This window comes from Bradyrhizobium sp. USDA 4461 (assembly GCF_054055655.1).
In genome coordinates this window covers 4591707-4605996 of the sequence record NZ_JBSRXM010000001.1, presented here as the reverse complement: position 1 = coordinate 4605996, position 14290 = coordinate 4591707, and the positions used below count along the sequence as shown (strand labels likewise).

Annotated in this window: 14 protein-coding genes; 4 read left to right on the top strand and 10 right to left on the bottom strand. The window is 64.0% G+C overall.

All coding sequences use genetic code 11. The annotated features are described in order from the left end of the window. Positions 1-214: 214 nt before the first annotated feature. The gene (locus tag ACVINW_RS21245) at positions 215-559 is read right to left on the bottom strand and encodes a hypothetical protein (protein WP_456753083.1); all 345 of its coding nucleotides are present in this window, start codon (positions 557-559) and stop codon (positions 215-217) included. A gap of 133 nt (positions 560-692) precedes the next feature. On the opposite strand from ACVINW_RS21245, the gene ACVINW_RS21240 reads away from it, so the two are divergent. The 4 genes from ACVINW_RS21240 (at position 693) to ACVINW_RS21225 (ending at position 6807) form a co-directional block, all read left to right on the top strand. Further along, the gene (locus tag ACVINW_RS21240; protein WP_456753082.1) at positions 693-1193 is read left to right on the top strand and encodes a DNA-binding protein; all 501 of its coding nucleotides are present in this window, start codon (positions 693-695) and stop codon (positions 1191-1193) included. Positions 1194-1249: 56 nt separating this feature from the next. Further along, the gene (locus ACVINW_RS21235; RefSeq protein WP_456753081.1) at positions 1250-3631 is read left to right on the top strand and encodes a phosphoketolase family protein; all 2382 of its coding nucleotides are present in this window, start codon (positions 1250-1252) and stop codon (positions 3629-3631) included. After that, positions 3631-4797 (top strand): acetate/propionate family kinase, encoded by a 1167-nt coding sequence (locus ACVINW_RS21230; RefSeq protein ID WP_456753080.1) that lies wholly within the window; start codon positions 3631-3633, stop codon positions 4795-4797. Before ACVINW_RS21235 ends, ACVINW_RS21230 begins: the two co-directional genes overlap by 1 nt. Before the next feature lie 132 nt (positions 4798-4929). Further along, on the top strand, positions 4930-6807 hold the full coding sequence (locus ACVINW_RS21225; protein WP_456756461.1) for a DUF4396 domain-containing protein: 1878 nt from the start codon (positions 4930-4932) through the stop codon (positions 6805-6807). Between the two features lie 425 nt (positions 6808-7232). On the opposite strand, the gene ACVINW_RS21220 is transcribed toward ACVINW_RS21225, so the two are convergent. From ACVINW_RS21220 to ACVINW_RS21180, 9 genes are all read right to left on the bottom strand, one after another. After that, positions 7233-7565 carry a hypothetical protein gene (locus ACVINW_RS21220; RefSeq protein ID WP_456753079.1) on the bottom strand — a complete coding sequence of 111 codons (333 nt, stop codon included), beginning with the start codon at positions 7563-7565 and terminating at the stop codon, positions 7233-7235. 189 nt (positions 7566-7754) lie between these two features. After that, complete coding sequence (gene dhaK, locus ACVINW_RS21215; RefSeq protein WP_456753078.1) at positions 7755-8738, bottom strand: dihydroxyacetone kinase subunit DhaK; 984 nt, start codon at positions 8736-8738, stop codon at positions 7755-7757. Between the two features lie 32 nt (positions 8739-8770). Continuing rightward, positions 8771-9196: a hypothetical protein gene (locus ACVINW_RS21210; protein WP_456753077.1), complete on the bottom strand. Its 426-nt coding sequence runs from the start codon at positions 9194-9196 to the stop codon at positions 8771-8773. Further along, positions 9186-10805 carry a phosphoenolpyruvate--protein phosphotransferase gene (gene ptsP, locus ACVINW_RS21205; RefSeq protein ID WP_456753076.1) on the bottom strand — a complete coding sequence of 540 codons (1620 nt, stop codon included), beginning with the start codon at positions 10803-10805 and terminating at the stop codon, positions 9186-9188. The genes ACVINW_RS21210 and ptsP overlap by 11 nt, the downstream gene beginning before the upstream one ends. 1 nt (position 10806) lies before the next feature. After that, a complete protein-coding gene (locus ACVINW_RS21200; RefSeq protein ID WP_456753075.1) occupies positions 10807-11109 on the bottom strand; it encodes an HPr family phosphocarrier protein in 303 nt (100 codons plus the stop codon). Between the two features lie 31 nt (positions 11110-11140). Then, positions 11141-11533: a dihydroxyacetone kinase phosphoryl donor subunit DhaM gene (gene dhaM, locus ACVINW_RS21195; protein ID WP_146989240.1), complete on the bottom strand. Its 393-nt coding sequence runs from the start codon at positions 11531-11533 to the stop codon at positions 11141-11143. After that, a complete protein-coding gene (gene dhaL / locus ACVINW_RS21190) occupies positions 11530-12153 on the bottom strand; it encodes a dihydroxyacetone kinase subunit DhaL (protein WP_456753074.1) in 624 nt (207 codons plus the stop codon). The genes dhaM and dhaL overlap by 4 nt, the downstream gene beginning before the upstream one ends. A 21-nt stretch (positions 12154-12174) precedes the next feature. Then, positions 12175-13200, bottom strand: coding sequence for an ABC transporter ATP-binding protein (locus ACVINW_RS21185; RefSeq protein ID WP_456753073.1), 1026 nt, complete (start codon positions 13198-13200; stop codon positions 12175-12177). After that, positions 13193-14290: an ABC transporter ATP-binding protein gene (locus tag ACVINW_RS21180; protein ID WP_456753072.1), complete on the bottom strand. Its 1098-nt coding sequence runs from the start codon at positions 14288-14290 to the stop codon at positions 13193-13195. Before ACVINW_RS21180 ends, ACVINW_RS21185 begins: the two co-directional genes overlap by 8 nt.

Genomic DNA, 14290 nt, shown 5'->3' with positions numbered 1-14290 from the left:
CCGTTCCAATATCGCGCATGACCATGGCGTTCCGGACCCGATCGTTAGAGACAGTGGAACGCAGCTTGTTTCAACATGAGGAACCTGCTCAAGCAGGCGCGTCAACGACCGGCCACTAATGGGCGCGGTGCGCACCGTACTCCGGCCGAAACCAGCATAGGAACGAGTGCCCCGTGTTGTAGTTGGAGCCAGATCGCGCCGCCAGTATCGATGCTCAAGGCTCCGAGATGAGATTTCCAAGTCGAAGGATGATCCTGGCCGGCGGCGGTGGCTGGCCGAAAACCTCGGATTCCCCACGCCGACCTTCGATCGGATACCCGGAGAGGAACTGTTCATCTTCCGGAGTGAGGTCCCGCCTCCGCTTGCACAAGATGCCGTCGATGGCGCGCGCGCGCATGTGCGGCAAAACATGGTGTTCAAGTTGATGGAGTTGCCGCCAATGGCGTCGCCGGGTGGCCGCGTACGCATCGCCGACACCCGCAACTTTCCGATTTCGACCGACGTCGCTGCGGCACTTGTCGAGGTCGATGCTGGCCGTATGCGCGAGATCCACCGGCATCCGAACGCCGCACGAATTGGTCGCGGCGCATCTGAATATTCAGCGCGGGGTGCTCGACGGACTACGCAGCGACAAGCGGCCCGTCATCTGAACGACATTGCATCATTCCCACAATGAGACGCGGAGACCGTCGATGCCAGAACGCAGGACAATTCAAAAGGCGAAGCAAGACCGGCGCCAGGGCAAGTCTGCAACCACCCAGGCCGGAGAGTTCGTGCACGAGGAGATTCGCAAGGTCCGGCGCGGGCAACACGGAGCGAGATCACCGCAACAGGCGATCGCAATCGGCTTGTCCAAGGCGCGGCGCGCGGGTGTTCCGCTCCGGCCCCCCAAGAAGGGCAAGGCAAAGGCGAAAACCCGCAAGAGCGCCGAATATGCCTATGAGGCAGGTCAAGGCAAGCGGAAGCCCCGCCGCCGGCCCGGTGCTTCGCGTGCCGTATCTCGCGCCCTGAAGCGGGAGCCCCACCGCACAGCATCGCGGTCCGCACTGTCGAAACAGGCACGACAGGCGGCGTCGCACCGCTCGGCCTCGGCGCGCTCGGCCGCCTCCCGCAAGGCAGCCAAGACCAAAGGATCGGCGCGCCGCTCCGCCGCGGCAAAAAAGGCGGCCCGGACGAGGGCGCGTCGACGCTAGGCAACGGTTCAATCGTCTAAGATTGGCCTGCTGATGCTTCTCCAAGGACGCTTCCGATGGACGCCAGCCCACTCGACAAAGCCGACCTGACCGCACTCGACCAGTACTGGCAGGCAGCGAACTACCTATCCGTCGGTCAGATATATCTGCTGGACAATCCGCTTCTGCGAGAGCCGCTGCAACCCGAGCACATCAAGCCACGGCTGCTCGGGCATTGGGGGACAACGCCCGGGCTCAATTTCATCTACGCGCACCTCAATCGCGTCATCAGGGCGCGCGATCTCGACATGATCTACATCTGCGGACCGGGCCACGGCGGACCCGGCATGGTCGCCAACACCTACCTTGAAGGAACCTATTCGGAAATCTATCCGGATATCACGCGTGACAAGGACGGCTTGCGAAAGCTCTTCCGGCAGTTCTCGTTTCCAGGCGGCATTCCGAGCCATGCCGCTCCCGAGACGCCCGGATCTATCCATGAAGGTGGCGAACTCGGGTATTCGTTGCTGCATGCCTACGGGGCGGCCTTTGATAACCCGAACCTCATCGTTGCCTGCGTGATCGGCGATGGGGAAGCCGAGACCGGTCCCCTCGCCGCATCCTGGCATTCGAACAAATTCCTCAACCCGGCGCATGACGGCGCCGTCCTCCCGATCCTGCACCTCAACGGCTACAAAATAGCCAACCCCACGATTTTCGGGCGCATGCGCGACGAAGAGATTGCGGATCTGCTCAAGGGGTATGGCTATGACCCGCTTTTTGTCGAAGGCAGCGATCCCAACGACATGCATCCAAAGATGGCGCGGGCTCTCGACGAGATGCTCGATTGCATCGGCGATATTCAGGATCGAGCCCGCGATCACCAGCGTGGAGGCCGCCCACGCTGGCCGATGATGGTCTTGCGCACTCCGAAGGGATGGACCGGTCCGAAAGAAGTCGATGGCAAGAAGATCGAAGGCTTTTGGCGTGCGCATCAGGTTCCCATCGAAGGGGTCCGAACCAACCGCGCGCATCTCGGGATTCTCGAGACCTGGATGCGGAGCTACCGGCCCGAGGCATTGTTCGACGAGGCTGGCTGCCTGCGCGCCGACCTTCAGGCGCTGGCACCAGCGGGCCCGCGCCGGATGGGCGCCAACCCGCACGCCAACGGCGGAACCCTCAAACGAAAGCTGACGCTTCCAGATTACCGCAGCTACGCAGTCGATCTCGTGTCGCCCGGCTCCCAAATCGGCGAGGCCACGCGGACCGTGGGCGGTTATCTCCGTGATGTCATCGGGCTGAATGCGGCGGACAGGACATTTCGACTGATGGGGCCGGACGAAACCGCCTCGAACCGGCTCGACGCGGTTTTCGAGGCCACCGATCGCGTCTGGATGGAAGACATTGAGCCATTCGACGTGGGCCTTGCCCCCGATGGCCGCGTCATGGAGGTGTTGAGCGAGCATCTGTGTCAGGGCTGGCTCGAGGGCTACCTGCTGACCGGACGCCACGGTCTCTTCAACTGCTACGAAGCGTTCGTTCACATCGTCGATTCCATGTTCAATCAGCATGCCAAATGGCTCGAGGTCTCTCGCCGCCTGCCCTGGCGGCGACCGATCGCATCGTTGAACTATCTGCTCAGTTCGCATGTCTGGCGTCAGGATCATAATGGATTCACGCATCAGGATCCGGGCTTCGTCGACCTCGTCGCGAACAAGGATGCCGACATCGTTCGCGTCTACTTTCCACCCGATGCGAACACCTTGCTCTGCATCACGGATCACTGTCTCCGCACCTACGATCGTATCAATGTCATCGTCGCCGGGAAGCAGCCGTCGCCGCAATGGCTCTCGATGCAGGAGGCTGAGTCGCACTGCAGGGACGGCATTGGTATCTGGCAATGGGCGACCTCGGAGGGGAGCGATGAACCAGACCTGGTCATGGTCTGCGCCGGCGACATTCCAACGCTCGAGACCCTGGCCGCGGTCAGCCTGCTCCGCGAGGCGATGCCCGATCTGAAGATCCGCGTCGTCAACGTCGTCGACCTGATGACGCTGCAGCCGCGCGAGCAGCACCCGCACGGCCTCTCCGACAAGGAATTCGATCGTCTGTTTACGCGTGATCGACCGGTAATCTTCGCCTATCACGGCTATCCCTATATGATCCACCGCCTGACCTACAATCGCGCCAACCATGACAATATCCACGTGCGCGGCTACCGGGAAAAGGGAACCACGACCACGCCATTCGACATGGTGGTGATGAATGAGCTCGACCGCTTTCATCTCGCGATAGAAGCGGTCGAACGCGTTCCCGGCTTGCAGGCGAAGGCGACCGCGATCCGACAGCTCTGCGAGGCAAAGCTGACCGAGCATCACCGCTATATTCGCGAGCATGGTGAGGACATGCCGGACATCCAGAACTGGCGCTGGCGTCCCATCTCCGGGCAGGACGAGTGATGGCCAAGGCAATTCTCGCTCTGAACGCCGGCTCATCGAGTATCAAGTTCGCAGCCTATCGGGCCGATGGAGATGATCCTGGGCTCTCGTTGATTTGCAGAGGGCTTTTCGACCGGCATGCTGCGAGTGCAGGGTTCACCATCAGGGATGCCGCGGGCCGGATACTTGATCAAGCGCGGCCTGCCTCCGATGACCAGGCTGATTCCATTTCCTCGTTGCTTCCGCGGCTGCAACCCATTCTCGGCAAGGACGTCCTGGCTGCGGTCGGACACCGGGTCGTGCACGGAGGCGCGCACTTCTCCGCTCCCGCCCTGATCGAGGGCGACGTGCTGCAACGGCTCGATGCGCTGACGCCGCTGGCGCCACTCCATCAACCTGCCTGCCTTGCTCCGATTCGGGCCCTGCAACAGGCGCGTCCCGACCTTTTGCAAATTGCCTGCTTCGACACTGCATTTCACGGCGATATGCCCTCGGTCTACAAGCGGCTGCCAATTCCGGACGTCGGAGACGGCATTCATCGATATGGATTTCACGGCCTCTCGTTCGAATACGTTGCTACCCGACTTCGCTCCCCCCAACAGCGCACTGTCATCGCGCACCTGGGCAACGGATCGAGCGTATGCGCGCTTCAGAACGGCAGAAGCATCAACACGAGCATGAGCCTCACGCCTCTGGACGGCTTGATGATGGCGACACGGTGCGGAGCCATTGACCCGGGCGTTCTGCTCTACCTGCAGAAGTCGAACAGACTCTCGGTCCAGGAACTCGAGGATATTCTTTATCGTCGATCAGGATTGCTCGGCGTCTCCGGTATTTCCGCCGATATGAGGGCACTTCTCGCGACAACCGAGCCTAACTCGAAACTGGCGGTCGATCAGTTCTGCGCGCGAACGGCGGAGTACGTTGCGGTGATGGCGACTAACCTCGGCGGCCTTGATGTTCTCGTGTTTACCGGCGGCATCGGCGAGAACAGTTCGCGAATTCGTGGCGATATCTGCGCGAGACTTCGCTGGATCGGCATCGAAATCGACGAGATTGAAAATGAGCGGGGCTCGACCACGATTTCCTCGCCCGGTAGCCCGATCGAGGTTCGGAGGATCCCCACGGATGAAGAGGCAATGATCGCCGAGCACACTCTGGTTCTGCTCGCCGGATTGAGCCGATGAGGCCGTCGGCGTGGCCGTCTGCGCTGCGCCTCCATATCGCAACGACCAAGGGCTTCTGGGAGACAAGTTCAGGAATGAGCCCCGGGGGCCGAGTTGCGACAGTGAAGTGACCCCGACCGGAAAGTGATCACGATGATCGCAATGCCCTATGACTATTTTCTGATATCGTGGTTCGCACTCGCCTTCGCTTCGACGGCGTACGTCGCTTACGATCAGTTTGCTGGCAATCCCGAACCTACCGTGATGAAATGGGGCTTCATTCTCATCACGCTCTACATGGGGCCGTTCGGGCTTCTCCTCTATGTCCTGACGGACAAGGAGCCGCGGCCGGGCGAGCATGAGGCATTCACCGCTCCCTTATGGAAGCAGGGCGTCGGCAGCACGATCCATTGCGTCGCGGGCGACGCAACCGGTATCATCCTGGCGGCGGTGATCACCGCATCGCTTGCCCTGCCGATGTGGGTCGACCTGATCGTCGAGTATCTGACAGGGTTCTCGTTTGGCCTGTTCGTCTTCCAGTCGCTCTTCATGAAACGCATGATGGGTGGCAGCTACTGGGACAATGTCAAAGCGAGCTTCATGCCCGAGTTCATCAGCATGAATGCGATGATGGCCGGTATGGCCCCCACGATGAGCACCTTGATGATGGGCCGCGACATGCGCGCGATGGACCCGCTCGAGCTTGTCTTCTGGGGCGTGATGTCAATTGGCGTCATGGTCGGATTCTCGACCGCGTATCCCTTTAACGTCTGGATGGTCAAGAATGGCATCAAGCACGGCCTGATGACCGAGCGCCCGCATGCGAAGCAACAGCAGCACGCACATCAAGACCACAAGCAGCATCGCCACGGCGAACAGCAGAGCGCCGGGCAAGAGCACCGCGGGATGGCTGGCCGAGGCATGAAAAAACAAGCAACGATCGCACAGCAGGCCGCCCTCGCCGCTGTCACGTCATTGCTCCTGATCTCCGGAATGGTCCTGCCGGGCTTCTCGGTCAATCTCGGCCTGAGCGGGCACGATGTCGATGATGCGATCATGCCGCCGGGCATGATCGGTACTTTCGATCTCTCGGGCGATGCGATGAAGGACATGGCGGCCGTCAAGCCGCGGCAGGTCGGCTATGTGGCGCCAGCCGACGCCCGTGGCGACCGGGTGCTGGAGCCGCGGATCGAGAACGGCGTCAAAGTGTTCGATATCGATGCGTCCGTCATTCGCTGGAACATCCTGCCCGATGTCGCGGTGGACGCCTATGCCTACAACCGCCAGATCCCCGGGCCGCGCTTGCAACTCACCGAGGGCGATCACGTCCGGATCAACTTCCACAACAATCTGCCGGAATCGACGACGGTCCACTGGCACGGGCTGATCGTACCGAACGCGATGGACGGCCCGGCCGAGATTACGCAGCCGCCGATTCCGCCGGGTGGCTCGTACACATACGAGTACGAGGTCGGTCAGCACGGAACCTATTTCTATCACAGCCATGATCGCCCGGATCGCCAACAGGCGCTGGGGCTGTATGGCGCGCTGATCATCGCGCCGAAAGATCCGAACTCCGAAGTCGCGGCCGATCTCGACTATGTCGTCCAGTTGCAGGAATGGCTGAAGCGCGAATGGCGCACTTACCCGGCGATGCTGATGGAAGGCGAGATGCCGAACTATTTCACCATCAACGGCAAGGCCTATCCGGCGACCGACACGATATCAATGAAGGTCGGTCAAACCATCAAGGTCAGGTTCATTGGCACCAACAACAATTTCGTGCACCCGATGCATATCCACGGCGGCCCCTTCGAGGTCGTGGCGGTTGACGGGGTGACCCTGAGTGACACCGCGCGTTACCAGGCCGACACAATCAATGTCGGACCAGGGCAGCGTTACGATGTGATCTGGACGGCGCGCAAGCCGGGCAAATGGCTCGTGCATTGTCATATCCCGCATCACACCGAGAATAACAACACCGAGCAGAATGGCGGCGGTGGCTTGATGCTGGTCTTGAACGTTGAATAAGAATCTTCGGGGCATTCGCCTCAAAGCCGCGCGATGGCATCCATTTTCTCGAGAGTTGACGTCTCACATGATCTCGACCATCCCATAGCGTCTGCACCGGGTTTCAGCCACTCCCTCCCGACCTCGTTCCATCATTGAGCGCACCGATGCCCCGGTGCGGAACCTGATGAGGCGAATGATCGCTCCATGCCGCGGCAGAGCAATCGGATCCGGCTACAGCCGCGCCAATCGCGCGGGGGCACGGCATCATTTCGGAATAATAGAATAGTACCGCTGATTTGCCCGCCATGTCAAGTTCCGTGACGAATGCCGGATCGAACACCGGGCTACCGCCCGGCTCCTTTGCATGGGGTTGTTTTCGCTGTTTTGGCCGTGCGCCCCGCGAACGAAGATCGGCGATAACCTCGGCCTGTCGCGGGGCGGATTCAGGCGCGCAGCCGCAGCGAGATCTCGGTGCTGGCGAACGTCCTGTCCGGCGTCAGCACCACCATGTCGACGACGGTCATCGAGCCGGGCTGGCTGTAGACATATTTGACGTGCCAAAGCGGCCCGATATCGGGCGAGATGACAAAATCACCGGATTCGAGCGCCCTGGCGATCGTCCTGACCGCCTCGCTATTCCTGATCGGAAGCGAAAACACCGCGTCCATCAGCGCAGCAAGGCTGACGCCCTCGGCGAGGAAGGCGCGCGCAACATTGTCCCCGTGCGCCTGTCGAAGGGCCGACACGATCGCGGCGACAGCTTCCGGGTTCCTCACGCGACGCGCCTTGTTGAGCAGAGTTCGCCGGCCCTCGACTCAACGGGCTGGCTCCAGGCATCTTATAATGCAGGAAACGGCCCGTTGGTAAGGCTTCCGAAGTGCGATTCGCTGCGGCGATCACGCTTCCGTTGACACGCCTTCAACGGACCGCTCGTCACGGTTCGGTTCAGGATTCGAGAGGCGCGATCACCATTTCAACGCTGCCGTGCGGACCGGGTCGTCCCACAACGCGGCCGTCTCGGCATCGAGCAGGCTCACCGTGAGCGAGCAGCCGGCCATATCCAGCGAGGTGACGTAGCTGCCGACCAGCGAGCGCGCGATGCGCAGCCCGCGCTGCTCGAGCATGCGGCGCGCCGCATTGTACATCAGATAGAGCTCGATCGTCGGCGTGCCGCCGAAGCCGTTGACCAGCAGCAGGGCTTCGGAGCCCGTGGGCGCCGCAAGATCGTCGGCGATGGCGGTCGTCATTTCCGACGCGATCGCGTCGGCGGCTTCGAGCTTGACACGGCGGCGGCCCGGCTCGCCGTGGATGCCGACGCCCACCTCCATCTCGTCCGCACCGAGCGCGAAGGTCGGCGTGCCAGCGGCAGGCACCGTGCAGCTGGTCAGCGCCACGCCCATCGAACGCGTCCGCGCGTTGACGCGCTCGCCGAGCGCCACACAGGTCGCGAGATCGGCGCCCTTCTCAGCGGCCGCGCCGACGATCTTTTCGACGACCAGCGTGCCGGCGACGCCGCGGCGGCCGATGCTGTAGGTCGACTTCTCGACCGCGACATCGTCGTCGGTCACGATGGTGGCGGTGCGGCATTCGGCGATCTCGTCCGCCATCTCGAAATTCATGCGATCGCCGGCATAGTTCTTGACGATGAACAGCACGCCGGCATCGCCCGCGACCGCCTGCGCGGCCTCGACGATCTGGTCCGGCGTCGGCGAGGTGAACACCTGGCCGGGACAGGCGGCATCCAGCATGCCGTGGCCGACGAAGCCGGCATGCAGCGGCTCATGCCCGCTGCCGCCGCCCGAGACCAGCGCGACCTTCCTGCGGTTCAGCTCGCGGCGGCGAACGAATTTGCGCTCGGCGCCCAGCGCGACCAGATCGGCATGCGCGGCCGCAAAGCCGTCGAGGCTCTCTGCGAGAACGTTGTCGACCGCATTGATGAACTTCTTCATGGTGTCCTCCCCGCCTCGTTCGGCGTTTTCGCCTATTTTTCCCGCATGACGGCAATCAGGCGCCGCGTGAACTCCTGCAGCAGCGCGTCGAGCTCGGCATTGCGCTTGGAACTGCCGAGATCCGGCAGATGCAGGGTCAGCGTCCGCTCATGCGAGCCTTCGCTGAGCCGGCCGACGCGGCGCGGATGCGCGCGGGCATAGGCGCGCAAGAAGGCCGTCTTGGCCTGCGGCGGGAAGTGGCAGACATCGAAGATCGTGTTGAGATGCTGCACCGGGATCGGCACCGGATAGGCCGGGTTGCTGATCTGGCTGACGAAGCTGCGGTTCTTGCCGATGGCATGGGCCAGCCGCAGCCGCATGCCGGACGGGCGGCTCTCCAGCACTTCCTTGAAGATGCGCTTGTAGACCGCAACCGCGCCGGCTTCGGGCGCTTCATCGGCCGCCGTGTCAGCCAACACTGCCTCCGCTGCTCAGCCGATCGATGGTCTGCTTGATCTGCGCCAATGCCGAGGCGTTCACCGACAATTCGCGCAGCCCGCAGTTCAAAAGCGCGGGCAGACAGCGCGAATCGCCCGCCATGTCGCCGCACAGGCTGACGCTGACGCCGGCGCGGCGGCCGTGCTCCGCGGTCCGCGCGATCAGTTCGAGCACTGCGGGATGCAGCGGATCCATCAGGGGGGCGAGAGCTCCGTTGGAACGATCGCAGGCCAGCACATATTGCGCGAGATCGTTCGAGCCGATCGAGAAGAAGGCGGCCTTGAAGCTCGAGACCGCCAGGGCCGCCGCCGGGACTTCGACCATGATTCCCAGTTCGGGAAGCATTGCGGCAATGCCGTCCGCCTGCAAGCGCTGCACGGTATCGGCGAACAGCTTCCGCCCCGCCTCGAGCTCGTCGGCCGAGGTCACCATCGGGAACATGACCTTGAGATTGCCGCGTACCGCGGCGCGGGCCAGCGCGCGCAGCTGCACGGCAAAAATCTCCGGCCGCGCCAGGCACAGCCGCAGGCCGCGCACGCCGAGGAACGGATTGGCCTCGCCATCCAGCGTGAAGCCGGGCACCGGCTTGTCGCCACCGGCATCGAAGGTGCGGATCGTCACCGGCCGCTGGCCGGCCCAGCGCAGGACCGCATCATAGGCCTGGAACTGGGTTTCCTCGTCCGGTAGCTCGCTCCGACCGGCGAGCAAGAATTCGGTCCGCATCAGGCCGATGCCGTCGGCATATTGCGCGTCCGCGTGATCGAGGTCGTCGACGCGCTGGATATTGATCAGCAGCTTGATGTGCTCGCCGCGCCACGACGCCGTCGGCCGCCGCAGGATGGCGCGCGCGGATGCCCTGCTCTTGCGATGGCTCTCGCGCCGCTTCTCGAAGATGCGCACCTGCTCGGCGCTGGGATCGAGCTCCAGCGTCGCGCCCTCGCCGTCGAGCAGCGCCGTGGTGCCGGCATCGGGAATGCTGCCGAGCTGGACCACCATCGGGATGCCGCGCGCGCGCGCCAGCATCGCGACATGGCTGGTCGGACTGCCGTGCAGCAGCGCGAGACCGCCGCCGCCGGACCAGTCGATCTCCAGGAAGCGCGACGGCGGCAGGTCGTCGGCACAGACCACGCCGCCGCTCGGAATCTTCAGCGGCTCGCCCGCGTCGCCGCGCAGGATGTGGACCACACGGTCGCGCAAATCCGCAAGGTCCGACGAGCGAGCCTGCAGATACTCATCCTCCGCCGCATTGTACTCCGCGATCTGCTCGTCGAGCGTCGAACGCCATGCGAGGTCGGCCGGGCGCCCCTCGCCGATCGACGCGAAGATCGCCTCGATCAGATCCTCATCCTCCAGCAATGCGACCTGAAACTCGAGGATCTGCGCGGCTTCGCCGCCGGCGCTGGCGGCAAGATCGGCAATCTGCCCGCTTGCGAGATCGATCGCCTTGCGCAGCGCGAGCGCCTCCTCGACCAGCGTGCCGGCGACCCGCTCGCCGCCCGCGCCGGCGTCGACGCGGACGAGCGGACCATGGGCAAAGCCGATCGAGGCGGTCCTGCCGCGGTAAGCCAGTCCTGCAGCGCCGCCCTGCATGCTAGCCCGCTCCATCCGGAAAATCGCTGGCGACCAGATCGACCAGCGCGGCGACGGCAGCCTCGGCATCGCTGCCGGACGCCTTTATCTCGATCGTGCTGCCGTGCGTGGCACGCATCGCCATGATCTTGGCCACGCTCTTGGCATTGATCCACTCCGGTGCACCCGCGACCCGCACCGAGATCTGGGCCTGGAATTTCTTGGCGAGCTTGGTCAGCTTGACCGCGGGGCGCGCATGCATGCCCACCGCGTGCACCAGCCGCACATTGCCGGTGAAAATCTGTTCGTCCGCTTTATCAAGCATGCTCATCATCCATCATCGCTTCGCCGACATCTCAGTCGGCCGAGAGTTCTTCGGCCACCGCCTTGACCTGGGCCAGCGTGCTGCCGCCCGCCGCTTCGGTCGCCGCCATCACGGCGCCCTCGACGATCGGCGCGTTGCAGACGACAACGAGATCGCGCCGCGCAGGCTCCAACATCTCGACCGCCATTTCACTGTTGGTCTCGGCACCGCCGAGATCGACCAGCACCGCGACGCCCTTGGGAGACCAGGCGGCATTGATCGCGTCGATGATCAGCGGCACGCTGGTGCCCAATCCGCCGTCCGGATTGCCGCCACAAAAGGCCACCTTGACCTCGCTGCCGACCATCTGCCGCACCATGTCGGCGGTTCCCTTGGCGATGTCGCTGGAATGCGAAACGATCACGATTCCCACGGTGTCGGTCATGCGCGTGCCTCCAGGCCCGCGCACACCGCCTGCACCAGCACGCAGCTCGACCGCGCGCCGGGATCGACATGCCCGACGCTGCGCGCACCGAGGAACGACGCGCGTCCCTTGGTGGCCTGCATCGGCGCGGTCCGCTCGACCGCCTCGGTCGCGGTGCTGCGCACCCGCGCGATCAGATCCGGCTGGCCGGCCGCCGTCTTCAACGTCTCCAGCACGGGAACCAGCACATCCAGCATCGTCTTCTCGCCAACCTGCGAGCGGCCGCGCGCGCTTACCGCGTTGACGGCGCTGCCGAACACATCGGCGATATCCTCGGGCAGCTGCTTGTCATGCGAGAGCGCCTCGCCCGCGGCCAGAAAGAAGCTGCCATAGAGCGGCCCGGAGGCGCCGCCGACCGTCATCACCAAGGTCTTGCCGATCATCTTGAAGGCCTCGTCGAGCGGCTGCGCCGAGATGACATCGAGTTTGCCGAGCACGGCTTCGCAACCGCGCTTCATGTTGGTCCCGTGGTCGCCGTCGCCGATCGCCTGATCGAGGCTGGTCAGCTCCGGCGCGCTGGCGATGACCTGCTCTGCGGCCGCCTTGACCAACGACTTGAATGTCTCTGATGGCACCGACATCTGTTCGATCCTCTCGCCCCTCTAATGAACCGCAGCGGGAATGCGCTGCCCCGCACGGTCGAAATACAGCGGATGCACGAAGTGCAAATCGACCTCCTGGCCGGCCTGCAGCGGCCGATGCGGATCGGCCAGCGTCACCAGCGTCTCGCCCTTATAGTCCAGGTGAATATGATTCTGCTCGCCAAGGTGCTCGACCCGATGCACGCGGCCGACCATCTGCCCGCCATTGCGCGCAGCGAGCTGAAGATGCTCGGTGCGAATGCCGATCGTCTCGGTTCCCGGCGGCACCATGACATCGGAAAGCAGCCTCGCCGGCAGGAAATTGATCTGCGGCGTGCCGAGCCGCGAAGCGACGTAGCTGCTGGACGGGCTTTCGTAGATCTCCCGCGGCGTGCCGAGCTGAAGCAGCTGTCCGTCCCGGATCACGCCAATGCGCGAGGCCATCGTCATCGCTTCGACCTGATCGTGGGTGACGTAGAGGATCGTGGCGCCGAGCTCGATCTGGATCCGCTTGAGCTCCAGCCGAAGCTCGCTGCGGAGTTTTGCGTCCAGCGAGGACAGCGGCTCATCCATCAGATAGATCGAGGGGTCGCGGACCAGCGCCCGGCCGATCGCCACGCGCTGCATCTCGCCGCCGGACAGCCGGGTGGCGCGGTTATTCAGCTTGCTTGCGATGTGCAGCAGCTCCGCGGTCTGCTCGACCCGCTTGCGGATGATCGGCTCCGCCACCCGCCGCGCCGGCGAGCGCAGCGGAAACGCCAGATTGTCGTAGACCGTGAGATGCGGATACAGCGAATATTGCTGGAACACGAAGGCGATGTCGCGCGAGCCCGGCGGATCGTGCGTCACGTCGCGCCCGTCGATCACGACCGAGCCCGCATCGGGGGTCTCCAAGCCGGTAATCAGCCGCAGTGTCGTGGTCTTGCCGGCGCCGCTCGGTCCGAGCAGCACCAGGAATTCGCCGTCCTTCACCGCCAGCGAGAGGTCGCGGACCGCGTCCACCGCGCCGAAGCGCTTGGTGACGTTGCGCAGGGTGACGTCAGCCATGGCGCAGGCCCTCGTCGCTCGCGGTCCTGATCGCAAGGCCGCTGCCGATGTCGAACAACGCCAGCCGCGCTGCGTTGAATTCGAGGCCGATGGTCTCGCCGATCCGCACCGACGCACTCGACGGTAGCCGCGCCGCGACCCGGCCGTAGGCCGTGTCGACGGTGACGATCTGGGTGGTGCCGAGATATTCCGCGCCGAACACCTCGCCGCGCACGGCGCCGGCGTCGGCGAAGCGGATATGCTCCGGACGGACGCCGAGCGCCAGCGGCGCGTTGGCGCGGTCCTCGCGGATCTCCGGCACCGCAAGCCTGGTTTCGTGGAAAGAGATCGCGCGATCGCCGGAGCGCAAGCCGCCCTCGAAGCGCAGGAAGTTCATCGGCGGCGAGCCGATAAAGTCGGCAACGAACATGCTGGCGGGCCGGTCATAGACCTCCTGCGGCGTGCCGATCTGCTCGACGCGTCCCTTGTTCATGACGGCGATCTGGTCGGCCATCGACATCGCCTCGAGCTGGTCATGCGTGACATAAACCGTGGTCGCCTTGATGCGATCGTGCAGGTCGCGCAATTCGCCGCACATCAGATGGCGGAATTCGGCGTCAAGCGCGCCGAGCGGCTCATCCATCAGGAACGCCTTCGGCCGGCGCACCATGGCGCGCCCGAGCGCGACGCGCTGCCGGTCGCCGCCCGAGAGTTTCGAGGTCTTGCTCGACAGCAGATGCTCGATCCGCAGCATCCGCGCGGTCTCCTGCACCCGCTCGCGAATCTCGCGCCTCGCCATGCCCTGGCACTTCAGCGGGAAGCCGATGTTCTCGCCGACATTCATGTGCGGATAGAGCGCGAACAGCTGGAACACGAAGGCGATGTCGCGGGCGGCAGCGCGGTGGAACGTGACGTCCTCGCCGTCGAGCAGGATCTTGCCTTCGGTCGGCAATTCGAGGCCGGCGATCATGCGCAAGGTGGTGGTCTTGCCGCAGCCGGACGGCCCGAGCATCGCGAAGAACGTGCCGTCGTCGATCGTGAAGGTCGAGCCTTCCACCGCGGTGAACTGATCGAACGACTTGCGCAGGTTTTCGATGCGGATCTGTGCCAT

Coding starts and splice junctions, on each gene's coding strand:
- ACVINW_RS21240 (WP_456753082.1), top strand. CDS start 693: ATGCCAGAACGCAGGACAATTCAAAAGGCGAAGCAAGACCGGCGCCAG.
- dhaL (WP_456753074.1), bottom strand. CDS start 12,153: ATGTCGGTGCCATCAGAGACATTCAAGTCGTTGGTCAAGGCGGCCGCA.
- ACVINW_RS21200 (WP_456753075.1), bottom strand. CDS start 11,109: ATGCTTGATAAAGCGGACGAACAGATTTTCACCGGCAATGTGCGGCTG.
- dhaK (WP_456753078.1), bottom strand. CDS start 8,738: ATGAAGAAGTTCATCAATGCGGTCGACAACGTTCTCGCAGAGAGCCTC.
- ptsP (WP_456753076.1), bottom strand. CDS start 10,805: ATGCAGGGCGGCGCTGCAGGACTGGCTTACCGCGGCAGGACCGCCTCG.
- ACVINW_RS21230 (WP_456753080.1), top strand. CDS start 3,631: ATGGCCAAGGCAATTCTCGCTCTGAACGCCGGCTCATCGAGTATCAAG.
- dhaM (WP_146989240.1), bottom strand. CDS start 11,533: ATGACCGACACCGTGGGAATCGTGATCGTTTCGCATTCCAGCGACATC.
- ACVINW_RS21180 (WP_456753072.1), bottom strand. CDS start 14,290: ATGGCACAGATCCGCATCGAAAACCTGCGCAAGTCGTTCGATCAGTTC.
- ACVINW_RS21235 (WP_456753081.1), top strand. CDS start 1,250: ATGGACGCCAGCCCACTCGACAAAGCCGACCTGACCGCACTCGACCAG.
- ACVINW_RS21245 (WP_456753083.1), bottom strand. CDS start 559: ATGCCGGTGGATCTCGCGCATACGGCCAGCATCGACCTCGACAAGTGC.
- ACVINW_RS21225 (WP_456756461.1), top strand. CDS start 4,930: ATGATCGCAATGCCCTATGACTATTTTCTGATATCGTGGTTCGCACTC.
- ACVINW_RS21185 (WP_456753073.1), bottom strand. CDS start 13,200: ATGGCTGACGTCACCCTGCGCAACGTCACCAAGCGCTTCGGCGCGGTG.